Origin of the sequence: Comamonas sp. C11 (assembly GCF_024496285.1) — a bacterium.
Classification (GTDB): domain Bacteria; phylum Pseudomonadota; class Gammaproteobacteria; order Burkholderiales; family Burkholderiaceae_C; genus Comamonas; species Comamonas testosteroni_F.
This window is the reverse complement of the sequence record NZ_CP101743.1, coordinates 2,453,758-2,471,837: the sequence shown is the minus strand read 5'-3', so window position 1 is coordinate 2,471,837 and position 18,080 is coordinate 2,453,758. Positions and strand designations below refer to the sequence as shown.

Annotated in this window: 18 protein-coding genes, 1 tRNA gene and 2 pseudogenes; 14 read left to right on the top strand and 7 right to left on the bottom strand. The window is 60.6% G+C overall.

Translation table 11 applies throughout. The features are described 5' to 3' along the window. Window positions 1-334: 334 nt before the first annotated feature. From NOX35_RS11340 to NOX35_RS11335, 4 genes and pseudogenes are all read right to left on the bottom strand, one after another. A complete protein-coding gene (locus NOX35_RS11340) occupies window positions 335-1,240 on the bottom strand; it encodes an AraC family transcriptional regulator (RefSeq protein ID WP_256496653.1) in 906 nt (301 codons plus the stop codon). A gap of 115 nt (window positions 1,241-1,355) precedes the next feature. Beyond that, window positions 1,356-1,589: a hypothetical protein gene (locus NOX35_RS28775; protein ID WP_371878532.1), complete on the bottom strand. Its 234-nt coding sequence runs from the start codon at window positions 1,587-1,589 to the stop codon at window positions 1,356-1,358. 184 nt (window positions 1,590-1,773) lie between these two features. Next, a pseudogene (locus tag NOX35_RS28770) lies at window positions 1,774-1,908 on the bottom strand (hypothetical protein); the annotation flags it as partial. Between the two features lie 17 nt (window positions 1,909-1,925). Further along, window positions 1,926-2,862 (bottom strand): annotated as a pseudogene (locus NOX35_RS11335) (IS3 family transposase). Between the two features lie 253 nt (window positions 2,863-3,115). On the opposite strand from NOX35_RS11335, the gene NOX35_RS11330 reads away from it, so the two are divergent. From NOX35_RS11330 to ccmI, 14 genes are read left to right on the top strand one after another with little or no spacing between them, the layout of a single operon-like run. Then, window positions 3,116-3,277, top strand: a complete 162-nt coding sequence (locus NOX35_RS11330; RefSeq protein WP_182286741.1) for a periplasmic nitrate reductase, NapE protein — start codon at window positions 3,116-3,118, stop codon at window positions 3,275-3,277. After that, window positions 3,270-3,572, top strand: a complete 303-nt coding sequence (locus NOX35_RS11325; RefSeq protein WP_223305786.1) for a chaperone NapD — start codon at window positions 3,270-3,272, stop codon at window positions 3,570-3,572. The genes NOX35_RS11330 and NOX35_RS11325 overlap by 8 nt, the downstream gene beginning before the upstream one ends. Continuing rightward, window positions 3,565-6,054, top strand: a complete 2,490-nt coding sequence (gene napA, locus NOX35_RS11320; protein WP_034363267.1) for a periplasmic nitrate reductase subunit alpha — start codon at window positions 3,565-3,567, stop codon at window positions 6,052-6,054. The genes NOX35_RS11325 and napA overlap by 8 nt, the downstream gene beginning before the upstream one ends. Window positions 6,055-6,071: 17 nt before the next feature. After that, the gene (locus NOX35_RS11315) at window positions 6,072-6,578 is read left to right on the top strand and encodes a nitrate reductase cytochrome c-type subunit (protein ID WP_182286740.1); all 507 of its coding nucleotides are present in this window, start codon (window positions 6,072-6,074) and stop codon (window positions 6,576-6,578) included. Between the two features lie 24 nt (window positions 6,579-6,602). Further along, window positions 6,603-7,250 carry a cytochrome c3 family protein gene (locus NOX35_RS11310; RefSeq protein ID WP_003070157.1) on the top strand — a complete coding sequence of 216 codons (648 nt, stop codon included), beginning with the start codon at window positions 6,603-6,605 and terminating at the stop codon, window positions 7,248-7,250. A 4-nt stretch (window positions 7,251-7,254) separates the two neighbouring features. After that, complete coding sequence (gene ccmA, locus NOX35_RS11305) at window positions 7,255-7,944, top strand: heme ABC exporter ATP-binding protein CcmA (RefSeq protein WP_182286739.1); 690 nt, start codon at window positions 7,255-7,257, stop codon at window positions 7,942-7,944. A 53-nt stretch (window positions 7,945-7,997) separates the two neighbouring features. Continuing rightward, on the top strand, window positions 7,998-8,594 hold the full coding sequence (ccmB, locus tag NOX35_RS11300) for a heme exporter protein CcmB (protein ID WP_232538254.1): 597 nt from the start codon (window positions 7,998-8,000) through the stop codon (window positions 8,592-8,594). Between the two features lies 1 nt (window position 8,595). After that, on the top strand, window positions 8,596-9,357 hold the full coding sequence (gene ccmC, locus NOX35_RS11295; RefSeq protein ID WP_256496652.1) for a heme ABC transporter permease CcmC: 762 nt from the start codon (window positions 8,596-8,598) through the stop codon (window positions 9,355-9,357). Continuing rightward, window positions 9,357-9,500 (top strand): heme exporter protein CcmD, encoded by a 144-nt coding sequence (gene ccmD, locus NOX35_RS11290; RefSeq protein ID WP_087863608.1) that lies wholly within the window; start codon window positions 9,357-9,359, stop codon window positions 9,498-9,500. Before ccmC ends, ccmD begins: the two co-directional genes overlap by 1 nt. Beyond that, entirely contained in the window at window positions 9,497-10,009 is a 513-nt protein-coding gene (ccmE, locus tag NOX35_RS11285) for a cytochrome c maturation protein CcmE (RefSeq protein ID WP_182286737.1), read from the top strand. The genes ccmD and ccmE overlap by 4 nt, the downstream gene beginning before the upstream one ends. Next, window positions 10,006-12,012: a heme lyase CcmF/NrfE family subunit gene (locus NOX35_RS11280; protein ID WP_256496651.1), complete on the top strand. Its 2,007-nt coding sequence runs from the start codon at window positions 10,006-10,008 to the stop codon at window positions 12,010-12,012. The genes ccmE and NOX35_RS11280 overlap by 4 nt, the downstream gene beginning before the upstream one ends. Continuing rightward, window positions 12,012-12,530, top strand: coding sequence for a DsbE family thiol:disulfide interchange protein (locus NOX35_RS11275; protein WP_256496650.1), 519 nt, complete (start codon window positions 12,012-12,014; stop codon window positions 12,528-12,530). Before NOX35_RS11280 ends, NOX35_RS11275 begins: the two co-directional genes overlap by 1 nt. Beyond that, window positions 12,527-13,009, top strand: a complete 483-nt coding sequence (locus NOX35_RS11270; RefSeq protein ID WP_182286734.1) for a cytochrome c-type biogenesis protein — start codon at window positions 12,527-12,529, stop codon at window positions 13,007-13,009. The genes NOX35_RS11275 and NOX35_RS11270 overlap by 4 nt, the downstream gene beginning before the upstream one ends. Beyond that, the gene (gene ccmI / locus NOX35_RS11265; RefSeq protein WP_256496649.1) at window positions 13,006-14,283 is read left to right on the top strand and encodes a c-type cytochrome biogenesis protein CcmI; all 1,278 of its coding nucleotides are present in this window, start codon (window positions 13,006-13,008) and stop codon (window positions 14,281-14,283) included. Before NOX35_RS11270 ends, ccmI begins: the two co-directional genes overlap by 4 nt. Before the next feature lie 331 nt (window positions 14,284-14,614). On the opposite strand, the gene NOX35_RS11260 is transcribed toward ccmI, so the two are convergent. The 3 genes from NOX35_RS11260 to NOX35_RS11250 form a co-directional block, all read right to left on the bottom strand. Next, a tRNA-Val gene (locus tag NOX35_RS11260) sits at window positions 14,615-14,691 on the bottom strand. 105 nt (window positions 14,692-14,796) lie between these two features. After that, the gene (locus NOX35_RS11255) at window positions 14,797-17,028 is read right to left on the bottom strand and encodes a bifunctional (p)ppGpp synthetase/guanosine-3',5'-bis(diphosphate) 3'-pyrophosphohydrolase (protein WP_003070275.1); all 2,232 of its coding nucleotides are present in this window, start codon (window positions 17,026-17,028) and stop codon (window positions 14,797-14,799) included. Beyond that, entirely contained in the window at window positions 17,025-18,041 is a 1,017-nt protein-coding gene (locus NOX35_RS11250; protein WP_256496648.1) for an alpha/beta fold hydrolase, read from the bottom strand. The genes NOX35_RS11255 and NOX35_RS11250 overlap by 4 nt, the downstream gene beginning before the upstream one ends. Between the last annotated feature and the right edge of the window lie 39 nt (window positions 18,042-18,080).

Below are 18,080 nucleotides of genomic sequence, written 5' to 3'. Positions count from 1 at the left end.
GCAGGCAGGAATCCGCTACAAACGTTTCCCTACTGATGTCTGAGAAAAATTGGCGGATGTGCTGCTAGTTGGGGGCAATGGCGAGATGCGCATCGGCCATGCAGCCTGATTGTCGCTTCTACTCATCAACGGCGTCGATGAATGCAAGGTTGCCGATTTCGGGATCGCCAAAGACCTGTCGGAGACTCTCAGATTGACGTGAGCCTGAGTTGCGTCAACCCCGTCGTCGACTTCGGCCTGATCACCAGCTTCGCAGCAGCTTTCCCCAAGCAAGAAGATATGCAGCGTCGTGAATGGTCCCGATGGCCATCTCGAATGAGTTTCGAGCGCTGGTTCAGGTCGATGTCACTTTGTAGTTGATGGCGACAGTCTCGCGAGCCTTGCTCGGCAAGCTCCCAAACTGCTTCATGAACGCAGTACTGAAATGACTGACATTGGAGTAACCAAGAATCATTGCCGTCTCGGTCACGTTATGGCTCTGCAACAGCTGCTGGGCGTTGGCCATCCGCTTCTCTTGAAACAGGGCGTAGATGGTACTGCCGAAGTGATCCTTGAAGGTTTTTTTGAGTTTGCACTGGTTCATGCCAACCGCCTTTGCAAGTTCGGGAATGGTAGGGGGAGCACTCAGATCCTGGAGCAGCAATGCCCGGGCGCTCTCCAACTGGTGGCATTCACGTGCGGAAAGCCGTCTGCAGTCTTCGCAGTTGCGGAACGCAGCAAGATGCCAATGTAGGAAATCGAGGGTGGCAGCATGCAGCAGGAGACGCTGATCTGGCGCTTCACTTAGGAGATTGACAACGCTTTGAGCCGACCGAATCGATCTTCGGCAGCGTCCCGCGCACCGTACGAAGAATCCAAGAGCGCTGCCGGTTCCAAACATGTTTCGCACTTCCTCACCCGCGAGCTCGCAGAGAAGGTTTGGTGTAACCATCACCGTTAAATTCTGAAAATGCTCGCAGTGCTGCACTTGGAATTGCTCGCCCGCGGAGAATCCGAGCGAGACTTCCCCGCAGGTGAAGTCCAACGGATGGCGCCCAACCCTGCCAGAGAACTTGCCCGCCAACTGGCAGTTGAGATGGATGAACTCGCAGTCACCCTCAAATGTTTTGCTAGTGGCGACAGCGTCCAGGCTGCTTGCAACCGTATGGCAAACAGCCAGCCCTGGCTGCAGCGTGACTACGCCGTAGTCAGCCTCCGCAGCAGGCGAAGATGCGGTTGATGTGTGCGTTGCGCCTTCCATGATGAGGTATCCGCTATGTCTGCCTCGCCGCAAACACGAACAATAATCAATAACATTTATAACGATTCCTTTTAGCAGATACTGTGCATGTTTGCAACCACTGTTTAGCGCACAACTATCCCGTGCGGCTCGGGCCCAGAACGCGAGCAGGAATGCCTACAGCTGTCACATATGGCAGGACCGATTCGAGCAAGACACTTCCTGCACCTACGATCGCGCCCCATCCAATTTCGATGTTGCCCAGAATCGTTGCACCAGCCGCAATGAACGCGCGATCCCGTATCTTCGGATGCAGGTCCCCTTGTTCCTTGCCGGTTCCTCCCAAGGTGACCTTCTGAAGAATAGACACATCGTCGCCGATGACTATCCCCGTGCCATGGTCGATGAAGACACGCCGGCCTACCACAACAGTGGGATGGATATCTATACCAAAGAGCCCGGAAACCCAGCTCTGCAGCAGGCGCGCTAGCGTGGTTCTCCCCGAGTTCCAGAGATGGTGTGCAACCCTGTGGTATTGCAGATGCGTGAAAGCCCTTGTAGCAGAGAAAAGGAACTAACAGGTTCTCCGCTGCAGGATCGCGAAGCACGGTCGCAGCCAGATCGTCTTTGGAAGCCTCTTCGACGTTCACTGAGTCCGCATCCACAAAGCACTCTTGCCGTACGTCCATGAATCGCCCCGGCTTGGCTAGACGCTCTTGAGCCGTTGGGAATGGCGCTGTTCAAACTCGATGGGCGATAGCCCTGCTGCCGACGAATGACGGCGCCGCGAGTTGTAGAACATTTTAGGCTCTGGTCCCGCAGGAAGGCCTGCCATTCTTGGCCTGTGAACTGGGTGAGTTCAACCCATCGATGCAACTGCCCATGGATCAACCCGCCACCTGACATGAGAACAGATCGACCACAACGGCCAGGTACAACCAGCCTTCGTGGGTTCGGATGTAGGTGAGGTCTGTGACCCAGGCCTGATTGGGTTGGGCCACCTTAAATTGGTGCTGCAAGTGGTTGGGGGCAATCAAGGCTGGCTTTTCAGCGTGTACTCCTGGCCTTCGGCCATAACCCGTCTGCGAAGGCAAACCTTCCAGCTTGAGCAACCGTGCCACATAGTGCTTGCCGCAGCGCTCTCCAAGGTCGCGCATATCCGGCGTCAGCTTGCGGTAGCCCTAGACACCACCGCTCTCAAGCCATGCCTGCTTGAGCAAGCCAAGCAGCCTTAGGTCGTCCCTAGTCCGCGGACTCTGAAGTGCTGTCTTGCACGCATAGTCGCCACTGGAGTGCAGTTGCATTACCTTGCACATGCTCCACATACTGTGCTCCTGCTCATGGCGCTCGATAAATGAATACCTCACCTGGACTGCCTGGCAAAGTACGCGGCAGCTTTTTTAGGATGTCGCGCTCCTCGCTCACTCGCTGAGGTTCTGCCTTTAGTCGCCTCAACTCCTCGGTTTGAGATGCCTGCGCCTATCGCTCAGGTGCGGGCACTGCATAAAGCTTGATCCACTTGTACAGGCTGCGCTGGCTCACGCCGATCCGGCAGATACATGGGCCACTCGGTGGCCTCGCTCAGTGATCTGCTTGACCGCTTCAATCTTGAACTCTTCGGGGCATGGCTGCTTGTCCGTCATGGCACCTCCTACTGGTGCCTCAGATCTGAGACTCAGAGATGTCTAGTACAGCCGGACGATTCAACGCCCGAGGCATTTACTTGAATGTCAATTGACTTAATGAAATCTTAATGAAGGAATTGATGCGAAGCAACGAGTCGAGAAGAGTCTTGTTGCGAGTCAAATTTGTATGTAATCTCGTGGCAAAGTTCGTTATCGGATCTCTATCGCCAAATCACGGATGCTCGGACATCCAAGCCAAGGGAGATTGCTAATGACAGAACCTCAGCCTGAATCGACTCGTGCCGAGGAGTGGCGCAGCTTCGCATTTCTCGCAGTTGTTATGGCGCCTATATTGGCCGTTGTACTGATTGCGGCTTATGGCTTTGCAATCTGGTTTTATCAGATGATCATCGGTGGCCCCCCACATGCATGAAGAATCTGAGCCCATTGAAACTCACACCGACCTGCATATCACCAGTCTGGTTGTGCATGTGCTTCCCCAGGCATTGGCACAAGTAGCTGCTGGCATCGTCACGATCAAAGGCGCCCAAATACATGGAAGTCATCCGGCCGGCAAGCTGGTGGTGACCTTGGAAGCGCCCCATGCAAGGGAAATACTTGATTGCGTGTCTCAGATTGAGCTGCTTGATGGCGTAATCAACGCATCCCTGGTTTATCAGCATGTTGAGAACTGGCAGTCGCTAAACCAAGAGGTAACACATGACTAGCACTAGGCGTGATTTTGTCCGTCAATCTGCAGCCGCAGCCGCAGGGGCCGTTGCAGGCATACCCATAGAAGTTCTGTCCCAGGATGCAGGTGCAATGGCCGCCGATCTGAAGTGGTCCAAGGCGCCATGCCGCTTTTGCGGTACAGGTTGCGGCGTCATGGTGGCCGTCAAGGACAACCGCGTGGTGGCCACTCAGGGTGACCCTGAGGCCGAGGTCAACCGGGGGCTGAACTGCGTCAAGGGTTACTTCCTGTCCAAGATCATGTATGGCGGTGACCGTCTGACAAAGCCGCTGCTGCGCATGAAGAATGGTCGCTACGCCAAGGATGGAGAGTTCCAGCAGGTTTCCTGGGATACCGCCTTCGACGTCATGGCAGAGCAGTTCAAAAAGACGCTCAAGGCCAAGGGGGCCGACGCAGTGGGCATGTTCGGCTCCGGCCAGTGGACGGTATGGGAGGGCTATGCAGCCTCCAAATTGTTCAAGGCAGGCTTTCGCACCAACAACATTGATCCCAATGCACGCCACTGCATGGCCTCGGCAGTTGCCGGCTTCATGCGCACCTTTGGCATGGACGAGCCCATGGGTTGCTATGACGACATCGAGGCAGCGACTGCCTTTGTGCTCTGGGGCTCGAACATGGCTGAAATGCATCCGGTGCTGTGGACGCGCGTGACCGACAGGCGCCTGTCCACACCAGGCGTGAAGGTGGCCGTGCTGTCCACCTTCGAGCACCGCTCCTATGAGTTGGCGGATATGTCTCTGACCTTCAAGCCTCAGACCGATCTGGCCATACTCAATTACATCGCCAACCACATCATCACCACAGGCAGGGTCAACAAGGACTTCGTCTCCAAGCACTGCAATTTCAAGCTCGGCAACACCGATATCGGCTACGGGTTGCGTCCCGAGCACCCTCTGCAGAAGGCGGCCAAGAACGCCAAGGACCCCAACGGTGCCAAGTCAATAAACTACGAGGAATACGCCAAGTTCGTATCCACCTATACGCTCGAGTACACAACCAAGCTCACAGGTGTACCGGCCAACCGTCTCAAGGCTCTTGCCGAGCTCTATGCGGACCCCAATAGCAAGGTGGTGTCGTTCTGGACCATGGGTTTCAACCAGCACACACGCGGTGTCTGGGCCAACAACATGGTCTACAACATCCACTTGCTGCTGGGCAAGATCGCCACCCCCGGCAACAGCCCGTTCTCACTGACGGGTCAGCCTTCTGCCTGCGGAACAGCGCGTGAGGTGGGCACCTTCTCGCACCGCCTGCCAGCGGACATGGTGGTGACTAACCCAGAACATCGCAAGACTGCTGAAACCATCTGGAAGCTGCCCGAAGGCACGATTCCACCCAAGCCCGGCTACCATGCCGTGGAACAAAACCGTGCGCTCAAGGACGGCAGGCTCAATGCCTACTGGGTGATGGTCAACAACAATATACAGGCCGGCGCCAACCTAGCGCAGGAAGGCTACCCGGGCTACCGCAATCCTGACAATTTCGTGGTGGTCTCCGATGTCTATCCCACCGTCACGGCCGTAGCCGCCGATCTGATCTTGCCGTCGGCCATGTGGGTCGAGAAGGAAGGCGCCTACGGCAATGCAGAGCGCCGCACCCACTTTTGGCACCAACTGGTCAAGGCTCCTGGCGAGGCGCGCTCCGACCTGTGGCAATTGATGGAGTTTTCCAAGCGTTTCAAGGTCGAGGAAGTCTGGCCCGAGGAACTGCTGGCCAAGAAGCCCCAGCTGCGCGGCAAGACCCTGTTCGAGGTGCTGTACCGCAACGGCAACGTGGACAAGTTCCCCTTGGCCGACATGGACCCTGCCTATGAAAACGAGGAAGCCAAGGCCTTTGGCTTCTATCCGCAAAAAGGTCTGTTCGAGGAGTACGCCTCGTTCGGCCGTGGCCATGGCCACGATCTGGCACCGTTCGACCAGTACCACAAGGTGCGCGGCATGCGCTGGCCCGTGGTCAACGGCAAGGAAACGCTCTGGCGTTACCGCGAAGGCTCGGACCCCTATGTGAAAGCTGGTACGGGCTACCAGTTCTACGGCAATATCGACGGCAAGGCCAACATCTTTGCCTTGCCATACGAACCACCGGCGGAGGCTCCGGACAAGGATTACCCTTTCTGGCTTTCCACGGGCCGAGTGCTTGAACACTGGCACTCAGGATCAATGACCCGGCGCGTACCCGAGCTGCATCGTGCCGTGCCTAACGCACTGTGCTACATGCATCCTGACGATGCCAAGGCACTGGGCGTGCGCCGCGGCAGCGAAGTTGAGCTGTCCTCGCGGCGCGGTTCCATGCGCACGCGCGTCGAAACCCGCGGCCGCAACAAGCCCCCGCGCGGATTGGTCTATGTCCCCTGGTTCGACGCCAGCCAGCTGATCAACAAGGTGACGCTGGATGCGACCGACCCGATTTCATTGCAGACGGACTTCAAGAAGTGCGCTGTGAAGGTCACCAAGGTTTGACGAAAGAGAGGCTGACCATGAACTTCGTCCGCAAATTCGTCCGTCTTGTGGGCATGCTGCTCATGCTCAATATAGGTATGGCCTGGACGCCAGCCGCTATCGCGGAGACCTTTTATGACTCGGCGCGCGGCCCTACGCCCATCATGCAGGCGACCAAGCCACCAGTGCTTGGCAATGCCGTCAACGATGACGTGCGCCGCACGCGCAACTACACCTGGCAACCTCCCACGATTCCCCATCGCGTGGACGGCTATCAGGTAGACAAGAACTTCAACAAATGCATGGACTGCCACTCGCGAACCAAGGCCGAGACCTCGCAGGCCGTGCCGGTATCGGTCACGCACTATATGGATCGCGACGGGCGCATGTTGGGGCAGGTATCCACGCGACGCTACTTCTGCCAGCAATGCCATGTGGCTCAGGATGCCGTCCGCCCTCTGGTCAGCAACACCTTCGAAGACGTGGATACCGTGATTCTGAAGGCCCTGCAGTCCCAGTCGGGCAAGGCATCCAAGAAAAACTGACGCTGCGGCGCACGAGGCTCATCTATGTTGACACTTCTCAAGCGCTACTGGGCGGTGATCCGCCGCCCCAGCGTACATTTCAGCCTGGGCTTTCTGACCATCGGCGGCTTCATCGGCGGCATTCTCTTCTGGGGCGCGTTCAATACCGCCATGGAGCTGACCAATACGGAGAAATTCTGCACGGGTTGTCATGAGATGCGGGACAACGTGTTTGCCGAGCTCAAGAGCACGATCCACTACACCAACCGCTCGGGCGTACGCGCCGTGTGCTCCAACTGTCACGTGCCGCACGACTGGACCGACAAGATCGCTCGCAAGATGCAGGCCTCCAAGGAAGTGTGGGGCAAGATCTTCGGAACGATAGACACGCCTGAAAAATTCGAAGCCAAGCGGCTGGAGTTGGCACAGCACGAGTGGGCTCGCTTCAAGGCCAACGATTCGCTGGAGTGCCGCAACTGCCACAACTACGACTCCATGGATATGACGCGGCAGAGTTTGCGTGCGCAGAACATGCACAGCACCTATTTGGCCAGCAAGGAAAAAACCTGTATCGACTGCCACAAGGGCATTGCCCACAAGCTGCCTCACATTCCTCCCGGACAGGGCCCCAGCGACACGCCAGGTCAGAAAGTGCCAGGGCCAGCTGAGGCGTCGGTTGCGTCAGTGCAGTAGCGGGATGAATGGCTTGGGCACGGCTGCTTCCAGATTTCTTTGCATATCCGGCCTGGGTTGTGTACGCGGCGGCCGGGTGGTGCTGCGCGATCGGGGTTTGGAACTCGGTAGCGGTCAACTCCTGATGCTCAGAGGTCATAACGGCGCGGGCAAAAGCAGCCTGCTGCGTTGTCTGGCCGGCCTTCTGCCATGGCGTACTGGAAGCCTCCAGTGGTGCGGCGGTACGCTGTCTCCCCAGGATCCGGCCTACCAGCGACAACTGGCCTATATGGGACATCAGGCTGGAATGAGTGACGCCTTGACAGGGATGGAGAATCTGCGCTTTGCGCTGGATCTGATGGCAGTGAGCTGGAATGAAGCACGCGTGCAAGCCGTTTTGCAGGCCTTGTCTTTGACGGAAGTCGTCGCTCGGCCTTTTGGCCGCCTGTCCCAGGGGCAGCGTCGGCGATTGGGGCTGGCCCGTGTTTTGCTGGGCGAGCGTCCGCTGTGGTTGCTGGACGAACCCGACAACTGCCTGGATGTCCAGGGCGAACAATATCTGGGCGAGGCACTGGAGCAGCATCTGGCCTCCGGAGGAATGGCCGTGGTGGCTTCGCACCGCAACCTGGTGCTGCCGACGCCCCGGGTGTCGGTGCTGGATTTATCCCGCTCCGTGGTCACGACCGCAAAGAATGAGCAGGTGGCTGTTTGCTGATAGCTGTGTGTGCAAGAGAGTTGAAGTTGGCCGCTAGAAGGCCTTCCGATGCCTTGGGCGGGCTGTTCTTCTTTGTGCTGGTAGGCAGTCTTTTCCCCTTGGCTTTGGGGCCGGACGCGGCCTTGCTGAGGCAGATTGCACCGGGCATTGTGTGGGTCGCGGCCTTGCTGGCCGTGCTGCTGGGGCAGCACCGGCTGTTCGAGAGCGACATGGCCGACGGGTCGCTGGAACAGTGGTTGCTGGCGCCTGCGCCCCTTCCGCTGCTGGTGGGCCTCAAGGTGGCCGCGCACTGGTTGCTGGGCGTGTTGCCATTGTTGCTGGTGGCTCCCCTGCTGGGCTGGCAGTACGGCCTGGATGGGGCGGTGATCGGCATTCTGCTGGCATCGCTGGCCCTGGGAACGCCCAGCCTGTGCCTGCTGGCGGCTCTGGGCGCAGCACTGACACTGGGTGTGCGGGGGCAGTTGCTGCTGGCTCTGGTGGTGCTGCCGCTGAGCGTGCCCATCCTGATCTTTGGCAGCCATGCCGTAGCCCAGGCGCAGCAAGGGCTGAGTGCAGCGCCTGCTCTCAATCTGCTGGGTGCCTGCCTGTGCCTGGCGTTACTGGCCGGTCCCTGGGCAATAGCAGCGGCCTTGCGCCTCGCGCTGGAGTGATATGAATTCCCTTACTTCCAATGCATCACCTACGCCTGCGACAGGGTCCAGCAGCCGCAAATGGCGTCAGCTGGCCTCGCCCCCGGTTTTTTACCACTGGGCAGGCAAGCTGTGGCCCTGGATGGCTGTGCTGGCTGCCGTGCTAGCTGCTGCGGGTCTATGGGTCGGATTTGGACTGGCACCTACGGATCACCAACAGGGCGAGGTCTACCGCATCATCTTTTTGCATGTGCCGGCCGCCTGGATGTCCATGTTCATCTATCTGGTGGCAGCGCTCCATGCTGCCCTGGGGTTGATTTACGGCACCCGCCTTTCCCCCCTGCTGGCAAGGGCCCTGGCACCTACAGGTGCGCTGTTCACGGCCATCGCCTTGTGGACCGGGGCTGCCTGGGGCAAGCCGACCTGGGGAGCCTGGTGGGTATGGGATGCCCGTCTGACGTCGGAGCTGATCCTGCTGTTCCTGTATCTGGGCTATATGGCCATGGTCTCGGCCATAGAAGATTCGCGTCGGGCCGATGGCGCTGGCGCCATCGTGCTGCTTGCTGGCGTGGTCAATGTTCCCATCATCTATTTCTCGGTTCAGTGGTGGAGCACCCTGCATCAGGGTGCGAGTATCCGCATGGATACAGCTCCCAGCATGACACACACCATGCTGGCCGGCATGCTGCTGATGGCACTGGCCTGCTGGGCCTATACGTTGGCCGTCGCTCTGGTACGGACACGTTGCCTGATTCTGGAGCGAGCCCGCGAGGAGAGTCTGTAATGCAGGATCATGCTTTTTTCATTGCTCTGGCCTACGGTGTGAGCGCGATGGCGCTGGGCATCGAGCTGGTCAGCATCTTTGTGCGCAGCCGTCGCCTGAAAGCCGAGGCCGCATCCGGACTCGCAACCAGGGAGACCCCATGAAGCCGCGCCAGCGTCGCCTGCTGTGGGTGCTGGCAGGACTTGCGCTGGTGGCCGTGGCCGTCACGCTGGTGCTGCGAGCACTCAACTCCAATGTGATGTTCTTCTACAGCCCCAGCCAGGTTCACGCGGGCGAGGTTCCGCATGGTGCAGCCTTTCGCCTGGGAGGCCTGGTGGAGCAAGGCTCGCTGCAGCGCAGCGGCGACGGAATGCTGCTGCGCTTTGCCGTGACCGATGAAGTGCGCAGTGTGCCTGTGCAGTATCGGGGATTGCTGCCCGACCTGTTCCGCGAGGGCAAAGGCGTGGTGGTATCGGGCCGTATGCAGGCGGACGGAACCTTTCATGCCTCCGAGGTGCTGGCCAAGCACGACGAGAACTATATGCCGCCCGAAGCGGCCCATGCCTTGAAAAACGCCGCCGGAAAGCCGCCAGAAAAATCTGACGGGGATGTCACTGTCAAGGAAACCGGCCAGGACAGTGCCCATACCGCCACCAAGGGAGGCCATACATGATCGCTGAACTCGGCGTGTTCGCTCTGGTACTAGCCCTGGTCACGGCAGTACTGCTGGCGGTGCTGCCGCTTGCCGGAGCCCACTGGGGACTGGCGAGTTGGGTAAAGCTGGCCCGGCCTGCGGCCTTGCTGCTATGTCTACTGTGCGTGCTGTCCTCGGCCAGCCTGTTCTGGTGCTTCTGGCGCGAAGACTTCTCAGTGCTGTATGTGGCGGCCAATTCGCATAGCGACCTGCCCATGGCCTACAAGCTGGCAGCTTTCTGGGGTGGGCATGAAGGCTCCATGCTGCTGTGGCAGCTCATGCTCTCGGGCTGGACCCTGGCGGTGGCCTGGCGCAGCCGAGACCTGCCGCCGGCCTTCGTGGCGCGCGTGCTCGCCGTGCTGGGCTGGATCAGTGTGGGCCTGCTGCTGTTCCTGCTGTTTCTCTCCAATCCGTTTGTGCGCCTGATCCCCGCAGCTGCCGAAGGCAAGGATCTCAATCCCTTGCTGCAAGACCCCGGCATGGTGCTGCATCCGCCGCTGCTGTACATGGGCTATGTGGGCTTTGCCGTACCTTTTGCGTTCGCGCTGGCGGCACTGATCTCGGGCGAGTTGGGTGCTGCCTGGGCGCGCTGGTCGAGGTCCTGGACGCTGGCGGCCTGGGGCTTTCTGACGCTGGGCATTCTGCTAGGCAGCGCCTGGGCTTACTACGTGCTGGGCTGGGGAGGCTGGTGGTTCTGGGATCCGGTGGAAAACGCCTCTTTCATGCCCTGGCTGGTGGGAACGGCCCTGCTGCATTCGCTGGTCGTGACCGACCAGCGCGGAGCCTTCCGCAGTTGGTCGGCCCTGCTGGCCATCTGCGCATTTTCACTGAGCCTGCTGGGTACCTTTCTCGTGCGCTCAGGCGTGCTTACCTCGGTTCATGCCTTTGCCGTGGACCCAGGGCGGGGGCTCTTCATCCTGTGCTTCATCGTGGCTGTGGTGGGCGCCTCGCTGTGGCTGTTCGCCTGGCGCGCACCTGAGCTTGGCCGCGGCTCCGGGGAATTTGCCATGCTCTCGCGCGAAACCTTTTTGCTGATCAACAACGTGCTCTTCACCGCTGCAGCGCTGGCGGTGCTCATAGGCACGCTGTACCCGCTGGCCCTCGATGTGCTGAGCGGCGAGAAGATCTCCGTGGGGCCACCGTACTTCCAGGCCGTCTTTTTGCCTTTGGTGCTGCCGGCCCTGGCCCTGATGGGCGTGGGCACGGTGGCGCGCTGGAAGAGCAGCCTGATTGGCGAGCTGTGGCAGCGCCTTCGCGTAGCCCTCGTGCTGAGCCTTGCCTGCTCGGCAGTGCTGGCACTGGCTGGCGGCTGGATGGGTGTGCGCCTGTCCCCGGCCACCTTGCTGGGCCTGGCACTGGGCCTGTGGTGCCTGCTCAGTACACTGGCCCATATCTGGCAGCGCCTGGGACAAGGCCTGGAAATCGGCCATCTGGGTCGGCGCCTGTCGCGCCAGCCCTGGGGCTGGTGGGGCATGCTGATGGCCCATGCCGGAGCGGGCGTGTTCGTGCTGGCGGTAAGCTTGGCCGACGGGCTGGAGAGCCGGCACGAAACCACGCTGGCGCAGGGTGAGACTGCCGAGGCGGGTGGCTACCGCTTCCGCTTCGACAGCCTTGGTCCGGCCACCGGCCCCAACTATGACGCGCAGCGTGCCCAATTCACCGTCAGCCGAGCGGGGCTGGATAGCTGGAGCATGTTTCCCGAGAAGCGGGTTTACCGCGCCCAGGGCATGGCGCTGAGCCAGGCCGCTATCGACAGCGGCTGGACACGCGACGTTTTCGTGGCTCTGGGCGATCCACTGGACGATCAAGGCCTGCGCTGGACCGTGCGCCTGCAGGTCAAGCCTTTCATGGACTGGGTCTGGATAGGCACACTGATGATGGCGCTGGGCGCTGGTCTGAGCCTTATGGACCGGCGTTTTCGTACAGCCAAGCAAAGAGCGCACCGTCAGTCCGGCGCTCCGGCCCTGCAAGGAGCTGCCTGATGCGCTTTGTCCTGCCTCTGGCAATATTTTTAGGCTTGGCCATCATGCTCGGGCTTGGCCTGCAGCGTGACCCTCGGGCCCTGCCTTCGGCACTTCTGGAGCAGCCCGCACCGGCCATAGACCGCCCACTGCTCGAGGACCAGCGGCAGGTCCTGCATCTCCAGGATCTGCGAGGCCGGGCCTGGCTGCTCAATGTCTGGGCCTCATGGTGCGCACCCTGCCGACAGGAGCTCCCCGTATTGGCCGAACTCTCGAAGCGCGACTCGGTCGCCGTCTACGGCCTGAACTACAAGGATCAGCCGGACAAGGCCCGCGCGCTGCTGCAAGTTGCGGGCAACCCCTACCGCGCCTCGGCTATGGACGGCGATGGCCGCGTGGGCATGGACTTCGGCATACAGGGAGTGCCAGAAACCTTTGTCATTGACGGCCAGGGCCGCGTGCGCTATCGCCATGTGGGCCCGGTAACCGCAGAGATATGGCGCGATCGGCTGCTGCCGGTCATCAGGAGTATTCAATGAAACCGCGAAGCACCGGCGCAGCCTGCACAGCGGCCCTGATTGCCTGCATGGCAGTGCTGGCCCAGGCCGGGCAGACAGTGCAGACCGCTCGGGACCAGGAACTGCTGGATCGTGAAATGGCGCTGGCCGCTCAGCTTCGCTGTGTCGTCTGCCAGAACCAGACTGTGGCCGAATCGCGCGCCCCCATGGCCGAGGACATGCGCCGGGAAATCCGCCATCAGCTCGAGCAGGGACAGAGCAACGGCCAGGTGATCGCCTTCTTCGAGCAGCGCTACGGTGCCTTTGTGCGCTACAACCCGCCCTGGAAGCCGTCGACCTGGCTGCTGTGGAGCGGCCCTTTCCTGGCCGCGCTGGGAGGCTTTGTGCTGTTGCGCAGAACACTGCGCCGCAGGCTGGTGCCGAATGTCCCGCTGACCCCGGAGCAGCGTGATCGTGCACGCCGGTGGCTGGACTCGGCCGCAAAGAAGGAGAGCTCATGACTGCGATGCACTGGTTGTGGCTGGGTGCCATCGCCCTGATGCTGCTGAGCCTGGCGGTACTGCTGCCGCCTTTGCTGGCCGAGGTCCCATTCCCATTGCCCGCCTGCGATCCTGATGAAGCGCTGCGCCGCCTCTACCAGGCCCAGTTGGCCGAGTTGAAGCTGGAGCGCTCAGGCGGGCGCCTGAGCGAGACCGACCATGCTCAAGCGGTCGAAGAACTTCAGCGGCGTCTGCTCAGCGAACTGGACAGACCCCGGGCATCGGTTGCCTGGCGCCAAAGTCCATGGCTGCGCCGTGGCAGCGCGCTGTTGTTGGCGGTGCTGCTACCTGTCGCCGCGTTCGCTTTGTACCTGCAGGTTGGCGACCCCAAGGCTGCAGCGCAGCTGGCGCAGGAGCAGCCCGGCGCGCACGGAGACGGGGTGGGCGATGCACAGGTGCAGGCCATGGTGGACGGGCTGGCCCGGCGTCTTGAGGAGCAACCCCAGAACCTGCCTGGCTGGGTGATGCTGGCCCGCTCCTATGAAACTCTGGAACTCTTTGACGCTGCGGCCCAAGCGTACCGGCGGGCTTTGCAGGAAGCGCGGCGTAGCGCGGCGGATGAGGAAGTCCAGGCAAGGTTATGGGCCGATCTTGCCGACGCGCTGGCATCGGCACAGGGCGGTGATCTGGATGGCGAGGCCGGCAAGGCCATAACGCAGGCACTGATGTTGCAGCCAGATCAACCCAAGGCTCTGGCCCTTGCAGGGAGTGCAGCCGTGCGCCATGGCAAGCTGGATGAGGCAAAAAAGAACTGGCAAGCCCTGCTGATGCAGCTGGAGCCTGGATCGGACATGGCACTGCGAGTGCAAGATGATCTGCTCAAGCTGGAGGCTTTGGCGTCTGAAGACAGTTCGAGCATCACTGCCAAGACTGCGGCTGTCTCCAAAAGCCGCCTGAGCGGACAATTGCGATGGGCAGTCTCCAAGGCCAATCCATCTGAACCGGCCCGGTTGGTCAAGGCTCAGGTTTTTGTCGTGGCTCGCGCCGACGGTCACCCCCGACCTGTGGCAGTGCTGCGCCTGCCTGCAACCTCCCTGCCAGCACATTTCACGCTGGGACCGGAGAACCTGCTCGACCCTGCAGTTTCGCTGTCGTCATTCCCGGAGCTACGTTTGCAGGCGCGGCTGTCGCTGGACGGCCAAGCCATGCCACGAGCTGGAGATCTCTACAGTCAGTCGTTCTCGGTGACTCCCGGCTCCTCGAACTTGCTGCTGGAATTGAATCCGGCTTTCTAGCAAGTGTGTCTGGACTGCAGCCAGCCAAGCAGACAACGTGCGTTATTGCCCTCTCCGGTGCAAGCATTGCGCCGTCATGTGCTGTGACAGCGCATCGGAATACGGAATCAAGAGCGGCCATGTTGCGAGGGGTGGCTCAATCCTGAACCACTACTGCGCTCTGGACGGTGATCGGGATGCGTGATCCGGACACAGGCAGAAATCAACCGACAGTTGCGAAAAAATGTCTGTTTGAATGCCGTTCTCCTCGAACGGCTTCATACCAACAAAACAAAAATGCCCGCTTTTCAGCGGGCATTTTTGTTGCAAACTCTGGTTTCGTCTGCACATTTGGTAGGCGCGATTGGACTCGAACCAACGACCCCCACCATGTCAAGGTGGTGCTCTAACCAGCTGAGCTACGCGCCTGTTGTTCTGTTCGATGAAGCAATTGTAGCACGGGTTTTTCACTCATTTTTTGAGAGCTAACATTTTCTTGTCATCGAGCCCTGTCAGGCGCAATCGGGACTTACATCAGCGCCTTCTGGCCGAGCGAACGCCGGACACACTGGCGACGATGCCTAGCACCTTGTTGAGGCGACCCGAATCTGCCACCTCCACCGTGAACGTCATCCACGCCGTCCCCTTGACGGACTGGGTCTGCACCCCGATGACATTGGTCTTCTCGCGTGCAAACACGTCCGAGATATCGCGCAGCAAGCCTTGGCGGTCGGCCGCCTCCACCGCAACGTCCACAGGGTAAACCGGTCCGCCCTTGTCCACATGCTTGGGAGTGCCCCAGTCGACCTCGATGACACGTTCGGGGCTCTTGGCCATCATCTCGCGGAAATTGGAGCAATCGCAGCGGTGCACGCTCACGCCCTTGCCACGAGTCACAAAGCCGCCGATCTCATCCGGAGGAGCCGGCTTGCAGCATTTGGCCAACTGAGTCATGAGCGAATCGACGCCCACCACCAGCACTCCACCTCGCGACGAGTCATGGCCACGCGCCTTGCGCACCGGAGTGAATGCGTCTTCCTCTGGCGTTTCTTCACTGGGACGCAGCACGACTTCGATATTGCGCAGTGAATACTCGTCCTTGCCCACGACTTCAAACAGTGCATCGGCAGACTTGAAGCCCAGCTGTGCAGCCAGCTCTTCAAGCTTGATCGCTGTCTTGCCCTCGCGCTGCAGCAGCTTTTCAACGGCCTCGCGCCCCCGCGAGACGGTTTCATGCGTGGCCTGGGCATTGAACCAGGCGCGCACCTTGGCCTTGGCACGGTTGCTGACCAGATAACCCAGCTCGGCATTGAGCCAGTCACGTGAGGGCCGGTCTTCCTTGGCCGTGTTGATTTCTACCGTCTGGCCGCTTTCCAGGGCTGTGTTCAGCGGCACCATGGCTCCATCCACGCGCGCGCCACGGCAACGATGGCCGAGGCTGGTGTGCACCGAGTAGGCAAAGTCCACCGGCGTGGCCCCTTGCGGCAACTCGATCACGGCAGCATCGGGAGTCAGCACATAGATGCGATCTTCAAACAGACCACGCTGGGCCGAGCCCGTCAGGTCGCTGCCCCAGGCCAGCAACTGGCGCAGCACGGCAATCTTGGCGTCATACTCGCTGGACGCCGACACGCCCGCATAGCCCTTGGTGCCGGCCTCCTTGTAGGCCCAGTGTGCGGCCACGCCATGTTCTGCATGGTCGTGCATGGCCTGGGTACGGATCTGGATCTCTATGGTGCGGCCGGTTTCATCGCGCACCACCGTGTGCAGGGACTGATAGCCGTTGGGCTTGGGTTTGGCGATGTAGTCGTCGAACTCCTTTTCCAGCGGCGTGAACTGCTCATGCACCCAGGAAAGGGCTGCATAGCAGTCCTTGACCGTAGGCACGATGACGCGCATGGCACGAATATCGAACAGCTGGTCAAAGCTCAGCGACTTGCCGCGCATCTTCTTGACGATGCTGTAGATATGCTTGGGTCGCCCCTGAACCGAGGCGCTGATGCTGTGGGCGCGCAAGTCGGCCTCGAGGCGCGCGCGCATCTGCTCCATATAGGCCTCGCGTTCGACCCGCTTTTCGTCGAGCAGGCGCGCAATCTGGCGATAGGTATCGGGCTCCAGAAAACGGAAAGCCAGATCTTCCAGCTCCCATTTGATCTGCCAGATTCCCAGACGGTTGGCCAGCGGCGCAAAGACATAGAGCGCTTCACGCGCGATGCTGGGCGAAACCGGGCTCTTCTCGGCCGCGTAGTAGCGCAGCGTCTGCAGCCGCGACGCCAGGCGCAGCAGTACCACGCGAAGATCGCGCGAGAAGCCCAGCAGCATCTTGCGCACGTTCTCGGTCTGCGTGGCCACGCCATCGACATGCTGGCTGCTCAGCTCGGCGTCTCTCGCCTGCTGCTGCACCCGGATGAGCTTGATGGTTTCGACCGCCAGGGTCGCAAAATTGTCGCCAAACGCCTTGGCAATCACTTCCTGCGGCTTGTTCAGGTGCACGCTGGCGTGCACCAGATAAATGGCCGCCTGCATGGTTTCCGAGCCACCGATTTTCTTGAGGATGGCGGCAACTGCGTCGGCGTGGGTCAGGGTGTTTTCACCGGTCTCCATGACTTCGCCGGCAATCAGCGGTTCTGCAAAGGCACGGGCGCGCGCCAGCGCATTGACTTGATCGGGCAAAACCTCGGATGTGGCGGTAATCAGATGCGGCGTAGGCTCCGTGAGCTTGGGTGCGGCGTCAGAGACTGTGGTTACGGTATCGCTGGTCTTCATGCAGCTTCCTCTTGGGCCTGCTGCGCAAGACTGATGCTCGCAGGCAGACCCTTATCCCCTTGTAAAAACTTTTGTATCAACGCCACTTGCCCCGGCACCACCAGTGTTGGAGCATGTCCCACGCCTTCCAGTTCCGTGCAATGCGCCCTGGGGCCACGCTCGGTCATGGCCCTGGCGGTACGGCTCGAAAGCAGATCGGACTCGGCTCCTCTGATAAGCAAGACCTGTGCCTTGATCTGGTCGTAGAGCTGCCAGAGCAAGGCCTCTCCCGCTTGGGCAGTCTCGCGCGTCATCTGGGCCATGGGCACTGCAATACGAGGGTCGTAATGCAGCACCACCCCCCCTTGGGGATCAGGCTTGATCATGGCTTTCGAGAGCCGGTTCCACTGCTCATCGCTATGTGGGCCGAATCCCTCGGAAATCAAGCGCATGGCGGCGGCAGCGCTCTCAAAGTTGGGAAACTGCAAGCCTTTGCCGACATAGGAGCCGATTCGTTCCAGCGACTCCCATTCAATCGCCGGCCCTACGTCGTTGAGCACCAGCCGCCTCACAGGCACCGGCAGCGGCAGACCGGGCTGCCCCACGACACCCATCCCGATCAAGCCCCCCATGCTGGTACCCACCCAGTCCAGGGTTTCAATCGGCGCCTGAGCATGCAGCTGGGCCAGCAGCGCCAGCATATCGGCCGCATACAGCGGTAGCTGATAACCCATGGGGTCGGCCAGCCAGTCGCTTTCGCCGCGCCCCACTACATCGGGGCAGATCACGCGGGCAAAGCGGCTGAGCTTGGTTGCCAGCACATCAAAGTCTCGTCCCTGGCGTGAGAGGCCGTGCACGCAGACGATGACATGAGGATGTCTTGGGTTGCCGGTATGGTTCCATTCCCAGTACGCCATTCGGTGCGTTCCCTCGGGCTGAGCCTCGACCTGCTGGCGGCGCTGAGCGCTGGCCCAGGTGGGAGCGGTTGCAGAGGCTCCGGGACACGATACGTAATTCAGCGTAGGTTGATTCATGGAGAACGCGTTTTCAAGACCGGGGCCGATAATGGCTGT

Excerpts from the sequence above, each read along its gene's own strand:
- ccmD (WP_087863608.1), top strand. The coding sequence starts at position 9,357 with ATGCAGGATCATGCTTTTTTCATTGCTCTGGCCTACGGTGTGAGCGCG.
- NOX35_RS11340 (WP_256496653.1), bottom strand. The coding sequence starts at position 1,240 with ATGGAAGGCGCAACGCACACATCAACCGCATCTTCGCCTGCTGCGGAG.
- napA (WP_034363267.1), top strand. The coding sequence starts at position 3,565 with ATGACTAGCACTAGGCGTGATTTTGTCCGTCAATCTGCAGCCGCAGCC.
- NOX35_RS11255 (WP_003070275.1), bottom strand. The coding sequence starts at position 17,028 with ATGAAGACCAGCGATACCGTAACCACAGTCTCTGACGCCGCACCCAAG.
- ccmI (WP_256496649.1), top strand. The coding sequence starts at position 13,006 with ATGACTGCGATGCACTGGTTGTGGCTGGGTGCCATCGCCCTGATGCTG.
- NOX35_RS11325 (WP_223305786.1), top strand. The coding sequence starts at position 3,270 with ATGCATGAAGAATCTGAGCCCATTGAAACTCACACCGACCTGCATATC.
- ccmC (WP_256496652.1), top strand. The coding sequence starts at position 8,596 with ATGAATTCCCTTACTTCCAATGCATCACCTACGCCTGCGACAGGGTCC.
- NOX35_RS11270 (WP_182286734.1), top strand. The coding sequence starts at position 12,527 with ATGAAACCGCGAAGCACCGGCGCAGCCTGCACAGCGGCCCTGATTGCC.
- NOX35_RS11280 (WP_256496651.1), top strand. The coding sequence starts at position 10,006 with ATGATCGCTGAACTCGGCGTGTTCGCTCTGGTACTAGCCCTGGTCACG.
- NOX35_RS11315 (WP_182286740.1), top strand. The coding sequence starts at position 6,072 with ATGAACTTCGTCCGCAAATTCGTCCGTCTTGTGGGCATGCTGCTCATG.
- NOX35_RS11275 (WP_256496650.1), top strand. The coding sequence starts at position 12,012 with ATGCGCTTTGTCCTGCCTCTGGCAATATTTTTAGGCTTGGCCATCATG.
- NOX35_RS11250 (WP_256496648.1), bottom strand. The coding sequence starts at position 18,041 with ATGAATCAACCTACGCTGAATTACGTATCGTGTCCCGGAGCCTCTGCA.
- ccmA (WP_182286739.1), top strand. The coding sequence starts at position 7,255 with ATGAATGGCTTGGGCACGGCTGCTTCCAGATTTCTTTGCATATCCGGC.
- NOX35_RS11310 (WP_003070157.1), top strand. The coding sequence starts at position 6,603 with ATGTTGACACTTCTCAAGCGCTACTGGGCGGTGATCCGCCGCCCCAGC.
- ccmE (WP_182286737.1), top strand. The coding sequence starts at position 9,497 with ATGAAGCCGCGCCAGCGTCGCCTGCTGTGGGTGCTGGCAGGACTTGCG.
- NOX35_RS11330 (WP_182286741.1), top strand. The coding sequence starts at position 3,116 with ATGACAGAACCTCAGCCTGAATCGACTCGTGCCGAGGAGTGGCGCAGC.